Source organism: Pseudomonas sp. GNP014, assembly GCF_054344005.1.
This window is the reverse complement of sequence record NZ_JBTGUS010000001.1, coordinates 5,397,540-5,412,980: the sequence shown is the minus strand read 5'-3', so window position 1 is coordinate 5,412,980 and position 15,441 is coordinate 5,397,540. Positions and strand designations below refer to the sequence as shown.

The 15,441-nt window shown below is 60.2% G+C and carries 17 protein-coding genes; 10 read left to right on the top strand and 7 right to left on the bottom strand.

The window, feature by feature from the left end; genetic code table 11:
- Positions 1 to 138: 138 nt before the first annotated feature.
- Positions 139 to 1,083, top strand: coding sequence for an FAD:protein FMN transferase (locus ACXX9E_RS24310; protein ID WP_458556334.1), 945 nt, complete (start codon positions 139 to 141; stop codon positions 1,081 to 1,083).
- A gap of 197 nt (positions 1,084 to 1,280) precedes the next feature.
- On the top strand, positions 1,281 to 2,675 hold the full coding sequence (gene sthA / locus ACXX9E_RS24305; RefSeq protein WP_064117858.1) for a Si-specific NAD(P)(+) transhydrogenase: 1,395 nt from the start codon (positions 1,281 to 1,283) through the stop codon (positions 2,673 to 2,675).
- Positions 2,676 to 2,717: 42 nt separating this feature from the next.
- Here the strand turns inward: sthA and ACXX9E_RS24300 are convergent, their stop codons facing one another.
- Both ACXX9E_RS24300 and ACXX9E_RS24295 read right to left on the bottom strand, forming a co-directional pair.
- Positions 2,718 to 3,440, bottom strand: coding sequence for a glycerophosphodiester phosphodiesterase (locus ACXX9E_RS24300; RefSeq protein ID WP_222832405.1), 723 nt, complete (start codon positions 3,438 to 3,440; stop codon positions 2,718 to 2,720).
- Between the two features lie 14 nt (positions 3,441 to 3,454).
- On the bottom strand, positions 3,455 to 4,036 hold the full coding sequence (locus tag ACXX9E_RS24295) for a PilZ domain-containing protein (RefSeq protein WP_458556333.1): 582 nt from the start codon (positions 4,034 to 4,036) through the stop codon (positions 3,455 to 3,457).
- 94 nt (positions 4,037 to 4,130) lie between these two features.
- Between ACXX9E_RS24295 and ACXX9E_RS24290 the strand changes: the two genes are divergently transcribed.
- From ACXX9E_RS24290 to ACXX9E_RS24280, 3 genes are all read left to right on the top strand, one after another.
- Positions 4,131 to 5,381: a lipoprotein-releasing ABC transporter permease subunit gene (locus ACXX9E_RS24290; RefSeq protein WP_123461954.1), complete on the top strand. Its 1,251-nt coding sequence runs from the start codon at positions 4,131 to 4,133 to the stop codon at positions 5,379 to 5,381.
- A complete protein-coding gene (gene lolD, locus ACXX9E_RS24285; protein ID WP_123461955.1) occupies positions 5,374 to 6,072 on the top strand; it encodes a lipoprotein-releasing ABC transporter ATP-binding protein LolD in 699 nt (232 codons plus the stop codon). Before ACXX9E_RS24290 ends, lolD begins: the two co-directional genes overlap by 8 nt.
- Positions 6,073 to 6,135: 63 nt before the next feature.
- Entirely contained in the window at positions 6,136 to 7,380 is a 1,245-nt protein-coding gene (locus ACXX9E_RS24280; protein ID WP_457238076.1) for a lipoprotein-releasing ABC transporter permease subunit, read from the top strand.
- A gap of 122 nt (positions 7,381 to 7,502) precedes the next feature.
- Here ACXX9E_RS24280 and ACXX9E_RS24275 read toward each other — a convergent pair whose 3' ends face one another.
- Positions 7,503 to 8,852 carry a heavy metal sensor histidine kinase gene (locus tag ACXX9E_RS24275; protein WP_322373720.1) on the bottom strand — a complete coding sequence of 450 codons (1,350 nt, stop codon included), beginning with the start codon at positions 8,850 to 8,852 and terminating at the stop codon, positions 7,503 to 7,505.
- A complete protein-coding gene (locus ACXX9E_RS24270) occupies positions 8,852 to 9,532 on the bottom strand; it encodes a heavy metal response regulator transcription factor (RefSeq protein ID WP_128614505.1) in 681 nt (226 codons plus the stop codon). The genes ACXX9E_RS24275 and ACXX9E_RS24270 overlap by 1 nt, the downstream gene beginning before the upstream one ends.
- A gap of 155 nt (positions 9,533 to 9,687) precedes the next feature.
- Between ACXX9E_RS24270 and copI the strand changes: the two genes are divergently transcribed.
- On the top strand, positions 9,688 to 10,221 hold the full coding sequence (gene copI, locus ACXX9E_RS24265; RefSeq protein WP_128614506.1) for a copper-resistant cuproprotein CopI: 534 nt from the start codon (positions 9,688 to 9,690) through the stop codon (positions 10,219 to 10,221).
- Between the two features lie 61 nt (positions 10,222 to 10,282).
- A complete protein-coding gene (queF, locus tag ACXX9E_RS24260) occupies positions 10,283 to 11,113 on the top strand; it encodes an NADPH-dependent 7-cyano-7-deazaguanine reductase QueF (protein ID WP_123461965.1) in 831 nt (276 codons plus the stop codon).
- 106 nt (positions 11,114 to 11,219) lie between these two features.
- On the opposite strand, the gene ACXX9E_RS24255 is transcribed toward queF, so the two are convergent.
- Together ACXX9E_RS24255 and pcrP are read right to left on the bottom strand one after the other, a co-directional pair.
- Positions 11,220 to 11,483 (bottom strand): DUF4404 family protein, encoded by a 264-nt coding sequence (locus ACXX9E_RS24255; RefSeq protein WP_128614507.1) that lies wholly within the window; start codon positions 11,481 to 11,483, stop codon positions 11,220 to 11,222.
- A gap of 109 nt (positions 11,484 to 11,592) precedes the next feature.
- Positions 11,593 to 12,213: an HAD superfamily inactivated hydrolase PcrP gene (gene pcrP, locus ACXX9E_RS24250; protein ID WP_267805207.1), complete on the bottom strand. Its 621-nt coding sequence runs from the start codon at positions 12,211 to 12,213 to the stop codon at positions 11,593 to 11,595.
- Positions 12,214 to 12,410: 197 nt separating this feature from the next.
- On the opposite strand from pcrP, the gene ACXX9E_RS24245 reads away from it, so the two are divergent.
- Complete coding sequence (locus ACXX9E_RS24245; protein ID WP_123461971.1) at positions 12,411 to 13,100, top strand: MlaA family lipoprotein; 690 nt, start codon at positions 12,411 to 12,413, stop codon at positions 13,098 to 13,100.
- Between the two features lie 53 nt (positions 13,101 to 13,153).
- Here ACXX9E_RS24245 and ACXX9E_RS24240 read toward each other — a convergent pair whose 3' ends face one another.
- Positions 13,154 to 13,453 (bottom strand): PilZ domain-containing protein, encoded by a 300-nt coding sequence (locus tag ACXX9E_RS24240; protein WP_128614509.1) that lies wholly within the window; start codon positions 13,451 to 13,453, stop codon positions 13,154 to 13,156.
- A 274-nt stretch (positions 13,454 to 13,727) separates the two neighbouring features.
- Between ACXX9E_RS24240 and rssB the strand changes: the two genes are divergently transcribed.
- Together rssB and rssC are read left to right on the top strand one after the other, a co-directional pair.
- Complete coding sequence (gene rssB / locus ACXX9E_RS24235) at positions 13,728 to 14,909, top strand: two-component system response regulator RssB (RefSeq protein WP_123462941.1); 1,182 nt, start codon at positions 13,728 to 13,730, stop codon at positions 14,907 to 14,909.
- The gene (gene rssC / locus ACXX9E_RS24230; RefSeq protein WP_042560140.1) at positions 14,909 to 15,391 is read left to right on the top strand and encodes an anti-sigma factor antagonist RssC; all 483 of its coding nucleotides are present in this window, start codon (positions 14,909 to 14,911) and stop codon (positions 15,389 to 15,391) included. The genes rssB and rssC overlap by 1 nt, the downstream gene beginning before the upstream one ends.
- The last annotated feature ends 50 nt before the right edge of the window (positions 15,392 to 15,441 follow it).

Here is a 15,441-nt window from a genome sequence, read left to right as displayed (position 1 = left end):
TGTATAAAGATGTTGCAGATCCTTTAATTCATAATGGCCGTCGCGGTTTTACGGAGAGATGAATAATTGTTCACTAGACGGTTGCTTGGGCTTGTGATTCTGGCTGGCTTATTGGCAGGCTGCGGCAATGGCGATTCCATGGAAAGCCTTGGTGGGGCGACCATGGGCAGCACGTATTCAATCAAGTATGTGCGCCGCGCCGGCTTGCCCGAACCGAAGCAAGTTCGCGGTGAAGTGGAGGGGATCCTCGGCGAAGTCGATCGGCAGCTATCCACCTATCGCAACGATTCGGACATCGAGCGCTTCAACGCTTTACCCGCCAATAGCTGTCAGAAAATGCCTGCAGCGGTACTCGAATTGGTCCGCACGGGCGAACAACTGTCAGCGCAAAGCGAAGGCTCCTACGACCTGACTGTCGAACCGCTGATGAATCTCTGGGGGTTCGGCCCGCAGGGGCGCGAAGAGAAAGTCCCTGGCGCCGCCGCACTCGCCGAGGTGATGTCGCGCGTCGGTTATCAGCACTTGCGCATCAATGGCGAGCAGTTGTGCAAGGACGCCGCCGTCGAAGTCGATTTCAACAGCATCGCCGCCGGTTATGCCGTCGACACCATTGCCGCCAGACTCGAAGCCATGGGTATCCATGACTATCTCGCTGAAGCCACGGGCGAACTGAAGGCCAAGGGCAAAAAACTCGACGGCTCGGCATGGCGCATCGCGCTGGAGGAGCCGCGTGACGATCAACAGGTGGCCGAGCGCATCATTAATGTCGATGGCTACGGTGTGTCCACGTCCGGGGATTACCGTAACTATTTCCTGCAGGACGGTCGGCGTTATTCCCACACTCTCGATGCGCGCAGCGGGGCGCCGGTCCTACACGATCTGGCGTCAGTCACGGTGATTCATCCTTCAGCGTTGATGGCCGATGGACTCTCCACGCTGTTGCTGATTCTCGGGCCGGAAAGGGCGTGGGACTATGCCGAAAAACATGGGATTGCTGCATTCTTCGTGATTCGTGCCGATACAGGTTTCGTCATCCGCACCAGTCGGGCGTTCGAGCGGCTCAATGGCGCAAAAGTTGACTGAAAACAGTACGAAGGCTGGCGTTGTAGTGCAGGCAAAAGTAGCCTACGACGCGACCAAGGGTTAATGTGCGCGGCGTTGACGCTTCTATAGACTGTGTCCGGGTTCTTCATTGGCCCCCAATTGTTCCTTCGCGCCGCGATTCGGCGTGATTTAGCCGTCGGTGCTGCTGGCATCGCGGCCTGTTCTGAGGAGTACGCATGGCTGTCTACAACTACGACGTGGTGGTGTTGGGTTCCGGCCCGGCGGGAGAAGGCGCGGCAATGAACGCCGCCAAAGCAGGGCGCAAGGTCGCGATGGTCGACAGCCGTCGCCAGGTCGGCGGTAACTGCACCCACCTCGGTACCATCCCGTCCAAGGCCCTGCGTCACTCGGTGCGGCAGATCATGCAGTTCAACACCAACCCGATGTTCCGGGCGATCGGCGAGCCGCGCTGGTTCTCCTTCCCGGACGTGTTGAAAAGCGCCGAGAAAGTCATTTCCAAACAAGTCGCTTCGCGTACCGGCTACTACGCCCGTAACCGCGTCGACGTGTTCTTCGGCACCGGCAGCTTCGCCGACGAGCAAACCATCGAAGTGGTCTGCGCCAACGGCGTGGTCGAGAAACTGGTGGCCAAGCACATCATCATCGCCACCGGTTCGCGCCCGTATCGCCCGGCGGACATCGATTTCCACCACCCGCGCATCTACGATAGCGACACCATCCTCAGCCTCGGCCACACCCCGCGCAAACTGATCGTTTACGGCGCCGGCGTGATCGGTTGCGAATACGCCTCGATCTTCAGTGGCCTGGGGGTATTGGTTGAGCTGGTGGACAACCGCGGTCAGTTGCTGAGCTTCCTCGACTCGGAAATCTCCCAGGCGCTGAGCTACCACTTCAGCAACAACAACATCACCGTGCGCCACAACGAAGATTACGATCGCGTTGAAGGCGTCGATAACGGCGTGATCCTGCACCTCAAATCCGGCAAGAAGATCAAGGCCGACGCCTTGCTCTGGTGCAACGGCCGTACCGGTAACACCGACCAGCTCGGTCTGGAAAACATCGGCGTCAAGGTCAACAGCCGTGGCCAGATCGAAGTCGACGAGGCCTACCGCACCTGCGTGCCGAACATCTACGGTGCCGGCGATGTGATCGGCTGGCCGAGCCTGGCCAGTGCCGCCCACGACCAGGGTCGTTCGGCAGCCGGCAGCATTGTCGATAACGGCAGCTGGCGCTTTGTGAATGACGTGCCGACCGGTATCTACACCATTCCGGAGATCAGCTCGATCGGCAAGAACGAGCAGGAACTGACCCAGGCCAAGGTGCCGTACGAAGTCGGCAAGGCGTTCTTCAAGAGCATGGCGCGTGCACAGATCGCCGGCGAGCCGCAAGGCATGCTGAAGATCCTGTTCCACCGTGAAACCCTGGAAGTACTGGGCGTGCACTGCTTCGGTTATCAGGCGTCGGAGATCGTGCACATCGGTCAGGCAATCATGAGCCAGCCGGGTGAGTTGAATACGCTGAAGTACTTCGTCAACACCACGTTCAACTACCCGACCATGGCCGAAGCCTATCGGGTAGCGGCGTACGACGGCCTCAACCGGCTTTTTTGACGGGCTCCGGCCGGTGGCCTGAGCCGGCCGGGGAGACCGATTTCAGCAATTCTCGAGGGTGGCAGTGGCCAAACCGGGAAAGTCTGTAATCAGGCTGTCAACGCCGAAGTCGGCGAGTCTGCGCATCAGCGCAGGCTCGTTGACGGTCCACACCGACACATGCAGCCCCTGACGCTGCGCCTTCTGCAGGCGTTCCGGCGTACACAGCGTCCAGTTCAGCGCCAGAATCTCACAGCCATAGTTGGCCGCGACCTTCAACGGGTCGAGCCAGGCGTATTCGGCTACCAGTCCGCGTGACACGTCCGGCACCAGGTCCAGTGCCGCTTTCAGCACTTCCCTCGAACTCGAAGTAATGGTCACCTTGTCGAGCAAGCCATGGCGCTGGGCCATTTCGCGAATCGCCAGCACGGTGGTTGCAGCGCGGGTGCGCGACGCACTTTTGACTTCCAGTTGCCAGTGCTCGAAATCACACTGCTCAAACAATTCTTCCAGCGTTGGAATCGGGCACGGCTTGATCCAGCCCGGGCCGCCCTTGCGCGCGTCGTAGGTCACAAGTTCCGCGGCGCTGTGCTCGACGACCTTGCCACGGCGGTCGGTGGTGCGCTTGAGGGTCGGGTCGTGGATGACCATCAACTCGCCGTCCTTGGACAGGTGCAGGTCCAGTTCGCAACGGCGCACGCCGTGTTTGAGACATTCCTGAAAACTGGTCAGGGTATTTTCCGGTGCTTCGCCCTTGGCGCCGCGGTGGCCGTAGATGAGGGTCACGGTGCTTCCTTAAATTAAATGCCAGATTCGTTCTGTTCGCGGGCCAGGCGTCGTTCCTGGGCCTGCTTCTGCAAGATATAGCGCGCGAGCAACTGGCGCTGGGCGTCGGTCAAGTGTTCGAACTCGGTGCCGACGTCGTAGCCGTCGCCCTTGCGATCGCAATGGGTGACGCGGGCGCGCAGCAACAGGCCGAGCGCCTGCGGCATCAGCACCAGTTTCACCGACAGGTGCGCGCCAGCGGCGAGCGCGGTCGGGTGCTGAAAGTCGATCCCGCCTTCGGAGATGATTACCGGTTGCGGCTCGCCGATGTGGCCGAGCACGGTCAGGGCGACCACCTGGCTGAGCAGGTCGATGCGCTTGTTCTGTGATTTGAGGAACGCGGCGATGGCCCGGTCGCGCTCGCTGATCTGGCGCAACAGGTGTTGCGACTCGAATTCACTCAGGTGCAGTTCACTGAGCAGGTTGAAGAGCGGGGAAGCATCCTGCAACACTTCCTGGCCTGCGGCTTCGAGAGCGGACAGGGGCTGAATTTCCAGTGCGATCGTGTCCTCGATACGGTAGTATTCGCGGCGATCTTCTTCATCTAATGTCGACATGGCGAACCCATGGTAGCGGCGGTGGTCTGAGTGTAAAGCTGGTTATCGACCCCCGCCACAAGGACGTTCTTTTTCCCTCCGAACAAGCCCCGACATGTTCAGACCTCTCTTCGTATTTATCGGCACGCGTTATACCCGTGCAAAGCGTCGCAATCATTTTGTGTCATTCATTTCCCTGACTTCGATGATCGGGCTCGCCCTTGGCGTGGTCGTGATGATCGTGGTGCTATCGGTGATGAACGGCTTCGATCATGAGATGCGCACCCGTGTGCTGGGCATGGTGCCCCACGCGACCATCGAATCCACCGAGCCGATCAACGATTGGCAAGGCCTTGCCGCCAAGGTCAAGCAGAACCCGCAGGTGACGGCCGTTGCGCCATTCACCCAGATGCAGGGCCTGCTGACCAATAACGGTCAGGTGTCCAAGGTGTTGCTCAACGCCATCGACCCTGCGCTCGAGCGCAATGTGTCGATCATCGACAACTTCATGCAGCAGGGCAAACTCGACGATCTGACGCCGGGCAGCTTCGGCATTGTGATCGGCGACAAGGCCGCGACCAAGCTCGGGGTGGGCATCGGTGACAAGATCACCTTCGTCGCACCGGAGGTCAGTCTGACCCCGGCGGGGATGTTCCCGCGTATGAAGCGCTTCACCGTTGTGGGCATTTTCCATGTCGGCGCCGGTGAGCTCGACGGTTATCTGGGCGTGACCAACCTGCAGGATCTGGCGAAGATGCACCGCTGGAAACCTGATCAGGTGCAGGGCATCCGCCTGAAGTTCGACGACCTGTTCCAGGCGCCGCGTGTGGCGTGGAACATCGCCCAGCAACTCGGTGAAGACCATTATTACGCCCGCGACTGGACCCGTACCCACGGCAATCTGTATCAGGCCATCCGCATGGAAAAAGCCATGATCGGCCTGTTGTTGCTGCTGATCGTCGCCGTGGCTGCGTTCAACATCATTTCCACGCTGGTGATGGTGGTCAACGACAAGAAGGGCGACATCGCCATTCTGCGCACATTGGGCGCCACGCCGGGCACGATCATGCGCACGTTCATGGTGCAGGGCACGGTGATCGGCGTGGTCGGCACGGCGATCGGTGCCGTGGTGGGGATTTTCGCCGCGCTCAACGTCAGCGCGGCGATCTCGGCCCTCGAAGGGCTGATCGGCCATAAATTCCTGAATGCCGACGTGTATTTCATTGATTACCTGCCGTCGCAGGTGCAGAGCCAGGACGTGGTCATGGTCTGTGCCGCTGCGTTGGTCCTGAGTTTCCTCGCCACCCTGTATCCCGCCTGGCGTGCCGCGCGCACCCAGCCGGCGGAGGCGTTACGTTATGAGTGAGTCGGGCATGAGTGAACAAGCAATCCTGAGCTGTCGCAACCTGGGCAAATCCTATGAGGAAGGCCCGGAATCGGTGGAAGTGCTGGCCGGTCTGCAACTGGAGTTGCACCCGGGCGAGCGTGTGGCGATCGTCGGCAAATCCGGTTCGGGCAAAAGTACTTTGCTCAACCTGCTCGGCGGCCTCGATACGCCGACCCAGGGCAGCGTCTGGCTCGACGGCGAAGAGTTGTCGGCCCTGAGCGAGAAGAAGCGTGGCCTGCTGCGTAACCGTGCCCTCGGGTTCGTGTACCAGTTCCACCACTTGCTGCCGGAATTCACGGCGCTGGAGAACGTCTGCATGCCGCTGCTGATCGGCAAGACCGCGATCCCAGAGGCGCGCCAGCGCGCCACGGCCTTGCTGGAGCGAGTCGGCCTCGGGCACCGTCTGGAGCACAAACCGGCCGAGTTGTCCGGTGGCGAGCGTCAGCGTGTGGCCATTGCCCGCGCCCTGGTGAACAACCCGGGTCTGGTGATGCTCGACGAGCCCACCGGCAACCTCGACTCCCACACCGCCGAAGGCATTCAGGACCTGATGCTGGAGCTGAGCACGTCGATGCGCACGGCGTTCCTGGTGGTGACTCACGACATGAACCTGGCTCGTCAGATGGATCGCGTCCTGCAGTTGCAGGAAGGCTGCCTGACGCCTATCTGACCGGCTGAAACCCGGTGCCTGTAAAGGCGCCGGGTCTTTTATTTTTATACGGTGCCCCAGCGAATGTTCAGACCGTTATCGATCTTTATCGGCACGCGCTATACCCGCGCCAAGCGCCGCAATCGCTTTGTTTCGTTCATTTCGATGACCTCGATGATCGGCCTCGCCCTCGGCGTGCTGGCGATGATCGTGGTGTTGTCGGTGATGAACGGCTTTCAGCGCGAAATGAGCTCGCGCATCCTCGGCATGGTGCCCCACGCGACCATCGTCGGCGTCAAGCCGATTGATGACTGGCAGCCGGTGGCCGCCGCCGCGATGAAAAATCCCGAAGTCACCGCCGCCGTACCGTTCACCGAGATGGAAGGCATGCTGTCCTACAAGGGCTTGATGCAGCCGATCCAGATCAGCGGCATCGACCCGGCCCAGGAAGGCAAGGTGTCGATTGTGGCGCAGCACATCGTGCAGGGGCGTCTCGATGCCCTGAAGCCGGGCGAGTTTGGTGTGGTGATCGGTGAAATCACCGCGCGGCGCTTTCGCCTCAACGTTGGCGACAAGTTGACCCTGATCGTGCCGGAAGTCAGCACCGCACCGGGCGGCATCACCCCGCGCATGCAACGGCTGAATGTGGTCGGTGTGTTCAAGGTCGGCGCTGAGCTGGATGGCTCCATGGGCCTGATCCACATGGCCGATGCGGCAACCATGCAGCACTGGGAACCGAATCAGGTGCAAAGCGTGCGGCTGGCGGTCAAAGACTTGTACACCGCACCGAAAGTGTCTTCGGACATCGCCACAGGCCTTGGCGCCGAGTTCAAGGCTGACGACTGGACCCACACCCAGGGCAGCCTGTTCAGCGCCATGAAAATGGAAAAAACCATGATCGGCCTGCTGTTGCTGATGATCGTCGCCGTGGCGGCGTTCAACATCATCGCGACGTTGATCATGGTGGTGAACGACAAGGGCGCGGACATCGCGATCCTGCGCACCATTGGCGCCACGCCCCGGCAGATCATGGCGATCTTCATGGTGCAGGGCACGGTGATTGGCATCGTCGGCACCCTCATTGGCGGCGTACTGGGGGTGATCGCCGCGCTGAATGTCAGTGAGATGGTCGGCTGGGTCGAGCGGGTAACCGGGCAGCATATCTTCAGCTCCGACGTGTATTTCGTCAGCAATCTGCCGTCGGAATTGCAGGGTGGGGATGTGCTGTTGATCTGTTCGGCGGGCTTTATTCTGAGCTTCCTGGCGACGCTGTATCCGGCGTGGCGGGCGGCGAAGATCGAGCCGGCTCATGCATTGAGATATTCGTAAGCGCTGAAATCGTCATCGCGGGCAAGCCCGCTCCCACAGGGTTTTGGGTCGTTCACAAATGGTGATTCAACTCAATACCTGTGGGAGCGGGCTTGCCCGCGATGGGGCCGGACCTGCCGGCCTCATTTCCCCTTGGGCAACTCGATCACAAACCGCGTCCATCCCGCTTCTGATTCGCAATGAATCTCCCCACCATGGGCCCGGACGATAGATTGCGTAATCGCCAGCCCCAACCCCGCATGCTCGCTGCTGCCTTCCTGCCGCGCCGGATCTGCGCGATAAAAGCGGTCGAACAACCGCGGCAACAGTTCGGCTGAAATCCCGTCACCACTGTTCTCGACTGACACCTGCACGGCGTGCGGCTGATCGACAATGGACAGGTGCACGCTGCCCGCCGCCGGGGTAAAGCGCAGCGCGTTATCGAGCAAATTCGACAAGGCCCGACGCAGCATGCTGCGATCACCTTTTATCTGCGCGTTACCCTCGCGACTCAGCGTCACCCCGGCGTCCTCGGCCAGTGGCGCGAAAAACTCCAGCAACACGTCGCTCTCGTCCGCCAGTTCCAGCGCCTCACGCTTGGGCATCAACAAACCGTGATCCGCCTTGGCCAGGTACAACATGTCGTTGACCAGTTGCGCCATCCATTGCAGTTCTTCGAGGTTACTGTGCAGAGCTTCGCGGTAATCCTCGATCGGCCGTGGGCGGGTGAGGGTGACCTGGGTGTGAGTCAGCAGATTCGACAGCGGCGTGCGCAGTTCATGGGCGATGTCGGCCGAGAATGCCGACAGCCGTTGAAACGAGTCGTCGAGGCGTCCGAGCATGGCGTTGAAGCTGTGGGCCATTTCCGCAAGCTCGGGCGGCATTTGCCCTTCCGGCAGGCGGGCATTCAGCGATTGGGCGGAAATCCCGCGGGCCACCGCGCTCATGCGCCGCAAAGGGCGCAAGCCGCTGCGTGCCGCCCAGGCGCCGAGCAGCGCGGTGGCCAGTGCCGAGAGGCCGACGGTCAGCCAGATCAGATGCTGCATGCGTTGCAGGAAGTGTTGGTGGTGGGTGATGTCCAGCAACAGTGTCAGTTGCGGCGAATCGCTTTTATCCGGGTAGAGCGGGGCGTTGAGCACGCGGTAATCGGTGCCATCCTGACGGAGGGTTGCCAGCCCGGGTTGTTGCGGCAACTCCTTGGGGATGTGCGTCGAGCTGTCGTACCAGCGTTGGCCGTCGCTGCCGGTGATGCGCAGAGACAGATCGGCCTGCCGGCTCATTTCATCCGCCAGCCGCGCTTCGCCGGTGCCCGGTTGGACAGCCTGCAAGGCGCGGCGCAGGCCGATCAGTTTGCCGTCCAGTTGTTGCTGATCGAGTTCGATAAAGTGCGCCTCGCTGGCGCGGTTGAACAACACCCCGGCGAACAGCGAGACCACGGCGGTACACGCGGCAAACAACAGGGCCAGACGCGAACTCAAGGACAAGCGGCGCATCAGGCACCACGCTCTTCAAGCACGTAACCCATGCCGCGCACGGTGTGGATCAGTTTGTTCGGGAACTCATCGTCGATCTTCAGGCGCAACCGGCGGATCGCCACTTCGATGACATTGGTGTCGCTGTCGAAATTCATGTCCCAGACCTGCGAAGCGATCAGCGACTTCGGCAGCACTTCACCCTGGCGGCGCAAGAGCATTTCCAGCAGGGCGAATTCCTTGGCGGTCAGGTCGATGCGCTGGCCACTGCGCTCGACCCGGCGGCGGATCAGGTCCAGGCGCAGGTCGGCCAGTTGCAGGCTGGTTTCCTGTGGCGTGGCGCTGCCGCGGCGCAACAGGCTGCGTACCCGGGCCAGCAGTTCGGAGAAGGCGAAAGGCTTGACCAGATAATCGTCAGCGCCGAGTTCAAGGCCGTGCACCCGGTCTTCCACGGCGTCCCTGGCCGTCAGAAACAGGACCGGGGTATCCAGTCCGGCGCTGCGCACCGCTTGCAGAATCTGCCAGCCACTGCGACCGGGCAGCATCACGTCGAGGATCAACAGCGCATAATCACCACTCAACGCCAGGTGCTGGCCGCTGTTGCCGTCGGCCACCAGTTCCGTGTTGAAACCGGCCTCGGTCAGGCCCTGGCGCAGGTATTGGCCGGTTTTCGCTTGGTCTTCGACGATCAACAGTTTCATGGGCGACTCGGGGTGATAGACACGAAGGCTTTATACCGTGCGCAACGGCAACACGCGCCAACCTGACAAAGTTGTAATCTGCCTGTCAGGTAGCTGCCAGCGCAGGCCGGCTAAAGTTTCCCACAGGCTGAACTTTATCTTGTTGGAGTACGACCATGTTTTTGCGCAAATCCCTGGCGCTGAGCGCCTGTTTGTTGGCGTTGAGCGCGCCGGTGTGGGCCGCGCCAGCGCACACCTATGACTTCGGTCAACCGGCACCGGCCGCCAAGGCCACCCGCAGCATCGAGGTGGTGATGGGCGATATGTCGTTCGATCCCAAGGCGATTCAGGTCAAGGCCGGTGAGACCGTTCGTTTTGTGCTAGTGAATAAAGGCCAGTTACTGCATGAATTCAACCTGGGTGACGCGGCGATGCACGCCAGGCACCAACAGGAAATGTTGCAGATGCAGCAAAGCGGCATGCTTACGCCGACCGGCATGAAGGATATGTCTCACGATATGGCGGGCATGGATCACGCCGCGATGGGCCACGGCATGAAGCACGACGACCCGAACAGTGTGCTGGTCGAACCGGGTACAACCGCCGAACTGACCTGGACCTTCAGCAAGGCCACCAGCCTGGAATTTGCCTGCAATATTCCCGGTCATTACCAGGCCGGCATGGTCGGCAAACTGACGGTCAGTCAGTAAGCACTCAAAGGCGGGCGCAAAGGCTGGTAGAATCCGCTGATTCTTCAGTCAGGTTTCCGCCATGCATCCCGCAGCCGAACATTCGCCGCTGGGCAAATCCAGCGAATACATCGCCACGTACACGCCGTCCCTGTTGTTCCCGATCCCGCGCACCGCGAAGTGGGCCGAACTGGGCCTGACCGCCGACACCCTGCCGTATGAAGGTGTGGATTTCTGGAACTGCTTCGAACTGTCGTGGTTGCTGCCGTCGGGCAAACCGGTGGTGGCGATCGGTGAGTTCAGCATTCCGGCCGATTCGCCGAACATCATCGAGTCGAAGTCGTTCAAGCTGTATCTGAACTCGCTGAACCAGACGCCGTTCGCCGACATCGCCGCGCTCGAAGCAACACTGGTCAAGGACCTGTCGGCGGCTGCCGGCAAACCGGTAGGCGTGCGGGTGCGCAGTCTGAAGGAGGTCGAAGCGGAAGGTGTCGTGGCGTTGCCCGGCGTGTGCATCGACGACCTCGACATCAGCGTCAGCAACTATGAGCATCCGCGTCCGGAACTGCTGCGTTGCGATGATTCGCGGGTTGTCGAAGAAAGCGTGCACAGCCATCTGCTCAAATCCAACTGCCCGGTCACCAGCCAGCCGGACTGGGGCAGCGTGGTGGTGCAATATCGCGGTGCGGCACTGGATCACGCCAGTCTGCTGGAGTACATCGTCAGCTTCCGCCAGCATTCGGACTTCCACGAACAGTGCGTGGAGCGGATTTTCCTCGACCTGCAGCGCCTGCTGAAGCCGGAGAAACTCACGGTATTTGCACGTTACGTGCGTCGCGGCGGTCTGGATATCAACCCGTATCGCAGTACTGAATCTGTACAACTGCCGAACCACCGTCTGGTCCGTCAATAAACAACCTCTGTAGGCTCACTCCTACATGGGAAAACGTTTCAAATCACGAAAATGAAAAAGCCCTGCCGGTGATGGCAGGGCTTTTTGCATTGCCGTGGGAGGGTGATCAGATCCCCATGCTGCCCAGCGCATTGAAGATATTGCGCAGGGTGCCGGCAATAGTCGGGTGTTCCACTTCAAAGCGTTCCACCGCCAGGTTCACGCCATCAGCGATGCTGGCGTACTGCGTGGCGCTCTCCAGTTTGATTTCCGATTCGATCTGCGCCATCAGGGCATGCAGATCTTCACGCTCTGCTTCGGACAGCGGTGGATTCTGCTCCAGTTGCTCGCGCAGGGTATCGAGTTGTTTCTGCAGTTCTTGAGCGGGCATGACGTGGTTCCTTTTATCTAGAGGCACTGGCATTGACCGCAGCCGCGCGCCAAAGGTCTATGGCTGACCTTTAGATTAATCCACTCGCGTCGAACCTGCATGATCCCGATCAGGGCTTTTCACCTTTGAGGCGACGCAGGCGGATGTCTGCCAGGCAGGTGTCGAGCTCACCCAGATGATCAATCACCGAATGCACCCCGAGGCTGAACAGTTGCACGGTCGCTTTGCCGCGCCGTTGTTCGCGTTCTTTCTGCGTCAGCGCCTGCCATTCGCTCGGCGCCAGGCCGCACAGTGAGCCGCAGGAGGCCAGGCCAATCGTCCACAATCCGGCATTCAGGCCCGCTTGCAGCAGGCGCGGTTCGCCGCTGACCAGCACGCAGCCGTCCAGGCTGGCGACGTTCAGCTCCATCAGCGCTTGCCAGCAAGCGTTGGGCGACGGCCACGGATTGAGGGTTGCCGAGTGTTGTGCAGGTTTGATCCAGGCCGGCAGCGCAGCCGCCAGCGCTTGAGTGAGGGCAGGGGGCAGTTCATCGAGCCACGCACAGGGAATCTGTTGGCGCTGCAAACTGTGCAGGCTGTCGAGCGCACCGGGTGTGGCTTCGACGTGTTCGGGCAGGACGCCGCTCTGTTGTTGCGCGCGGGCACCGAAATCCACCAGGCAACCGCTGAGACCGAACAGGACGGCGGTCAGACCGGGCTCGGCGAAGGGCAAGGTTTCGGCATGTGACATGGCAACGTCCCTGAAATAGCGATAAGGCTAGAGACTGTAGGTGACAGTTGCGTGACGGGTGCATGAAGGGCGGCGTGGGAACGTTCCTACAAGTTTGCACAATTGGCGGACTGCCCAAACGGCCTTTTACGCTTATACTAACGGCCTTAATGCCCGGGCCCCGACGCCCGCGACAGTACAAATCCAAGGAGTTTTCTATGCGCTGGAGCAATCCGCTCGCTCAGCTTTGTGTATGTGCCGGCCTGTTGCTGGCTCCGTTCGCCACTCAGGCCGCAACGGAAGAAGACCCTTGGGAGAGCGTCAACCGTCCGATCTTCCAGTTCAACGACTTCGTCGACACCTATGCACTGAAGCCTTTGGCCCAAGGCTATGAGTTTGTCACGCCGCAGTTCCTTGAAGACGGCATCCACAACATGTTCCGCAACGTCGGTGACGTCACTAACCTGGCGAACAACATTCTGCAGGCCAAACCTGCCGCCGCCGGTGTCGACACCGCGCGGATCATTTTCAACACCACCTTCGGCCTGCTCGGTTTCTTCGACGTCGGCACCAAGATGGGTCTGAACCGCAGCGACGAAGATTTCGGCCAGACCCTTGGCTACTGGGGTGTCAGCAGTGGCCCGTACGTGATGCTGCCGTTGCTTGGCCCGAGCACACTGCGTGACGCACCTTCCAGGTACGTCGACAGCTACACCGGCCCGTACCGCTACATCAACGACGTGCCTGTGCGTAACTCGGTGTTCGGCCTGAACATCGTCGACACCCGTGCCAGCCTGTTGTCGAGCGAGAAGCTGATCAGCGGCGACAAGTACACCTTCATCCGCAACGCTTACTTGCAGAATCGCGAGTTCAAAGTGAAGGATGGCAAGGTCGTAGACGATTTTTAATTTCGACCGGTAAAACAGAAAGGCGACCTCAGGGTCGCCTTTTTTGTGTGTAGTTATTTCATCTTCAGGATGCTCAGGCCGAGCTTCTGGCTATCGCCTTCCTGAGCCTTGACCCAGACCACCTCAGTCTCGGCTTCCAGGCCGCTGAGTGCCGCATGGTCGGAATCTATGCGCACGCGCAAGCGGTCGCCGACCGCGAACTGCCGCGGCGCTTCAACCTGCATGCCGCTGCTGGAGAGGTCGATGCACACCGCGCTGATCTGATCACCTTCATGAATCAGCACGACATCGGCATCGACCCGCATGCGGATGAAATCGCGCTTTTCGCTGTAGTCCCGACTGGTTTGACTCATAGGTTCGTCCTTCCATTGGGTTACGGTTTGAGCTGTTCTTATAACTCTCGGTGATTTGACAAGTAAAGTCGTCAAGCGACCATCGGCGTATGCTTGAAACGCTCTGCGGATGGGAGTACCGTCTGCGCCTTAGAAGGGCACCTCTGGTGCAACCGTGTGCAGAGCCAATGCTCGAAAGCGGTGCAGCAGAGAGGCTAGAAAGCGAATCCAGTAGTCTGCGCAGGGCCCGATGCCTGCCCACTACGCCAACCTAATTCTGGCGCCGTTTGCCCACATGCCAAAAACCAGTGCCACGCTGCTGATAATCGATGATGACGAGGTAGTGCGCGCGAGTCTCGCGGCCTATTTGGAAGACAGTGGTTTCAGCGTCCTGCAGGCCAGCAATGGCCAACAGGGTCTTCAGGTATTCGAGCAAGAAAAGCCCGACTTGGTCATCTGCGATCTGCGCATGCCGCAGATGGGCGGTCTCGAACTTATCCGTCAGGTTACCGAGCGATCACCGCAGACGCCGGTGATCGTGGTTTCGGGCGCCGGCGTGATGAACGACGCGGTCGAGGCGCTGCGCCTGGGCGCGGCGGATTACCTGATCAAGCCTCTCGAAGATCTGGCCGTGCTCGAGCACTCCGTGCGCCGGGCCCTGGACCGTGCGCGTCTGCTGCTGGAAAACCAGCGCTATCGCGAGAAGCTGGAAAAGGCCAACCGCGAGCTCGAAGCCAGCCTGAACCTGCTCCAGGAAGACCAGAACGCCGGTCGCCAGGTGCAGATGAACATGCTGCCGGAAAGCCCGTGGAGCATCGACGAGTTCAACTTTGCGCACCAGATCATCCCGTCGCTGTACCTGTCGGGTGATTTTGTCGACTATTTCCGAGTTGACGAGCGCCGGGTGGCGTTTTACCTGGCGGACGTATCGGGTCACGGCGCTTCTTCAGCCTTCGTCACCGTGCTGCTGAAGTTCATGACCACGCGCTTGCTGTTCGAATCCAAGCGCAACGGCACCTTGCCGGAATTCAAGCCTTCGGAGGTCCTTGGTCATATCAACCGGGGGCTGATCAGTTGTAAGCTGGGCAAACACGTCACAATGGTCGGTGGAGTCATCGACGAGGAGACCGGTTTGTTGACCTATAGCATCGGCGGCCATCTGCCGTTGCCTGTGTTGTACACGCCTGACAGTGTTCGTTACCTGGAGGGGCGCGGTCTGCCGGTGGGGCTCTTCAATGAGGCCACCTACGAAGATCACGTGCTTGAGCTGCCGCCGACGTTCAGCCTGACGCTGATGTCTGATGGCATTCTGGATCTGTTGCCAGAACCCACGCTCAAGGAAAAAGAAGCTGCTTTGCCCCAGCGGGTGAAGTCGGCGGGCGGCAGCCTGGATGGTCTGCGGCAAGTATTTGGATTGGCCACGCTAGGGGAGATGCCGGATGATATCGCCCTGTTGGTGTTGAGCAGGAATCTTTAATGAGTACCGGTAGAATCCAGTTCGCCGAGCAGGACGGCACCTTCGTCCTGAAGTTCGTCGGTGAAGTTCGCCTGACCCTGTGTTCGGCGTTGGATGCGACTATTGAGAAAATCTTCACCGCGTTGAATTTCAACGCGATCGTGATCGATTTGACCGAAACCCGCAGCATCGACAGCACCACGCTGGGCCTGCTGGCCAAGCTGTCGATTCTGTCGCGGCAGAAGGTCGGCCTGTTGCCGACCGTCGTCACCACCCACGATGACATCACCCGTTTGTTGCAGTCGATGGGCTTCGAGCAGGTGTTCAACATCGTCAACCACCCGGTGCCTTGCCCGGAGTGCCTGGACGACCTGCCGGATCAGGATCAGTCGGAAGAAGTGGTGCGGATCAAGGTGTTGGAAGCGCACAAGATCCTCATGGGGTTGAACGACTCCAACCGGGAAGCGTTTCATGACCTGGTCAATGCCCTGGAAAGACACTGATCTGATGAAGTGATGTTGTCTGGGCCGGCCTCTTCGCGAGCAAGCTCGCT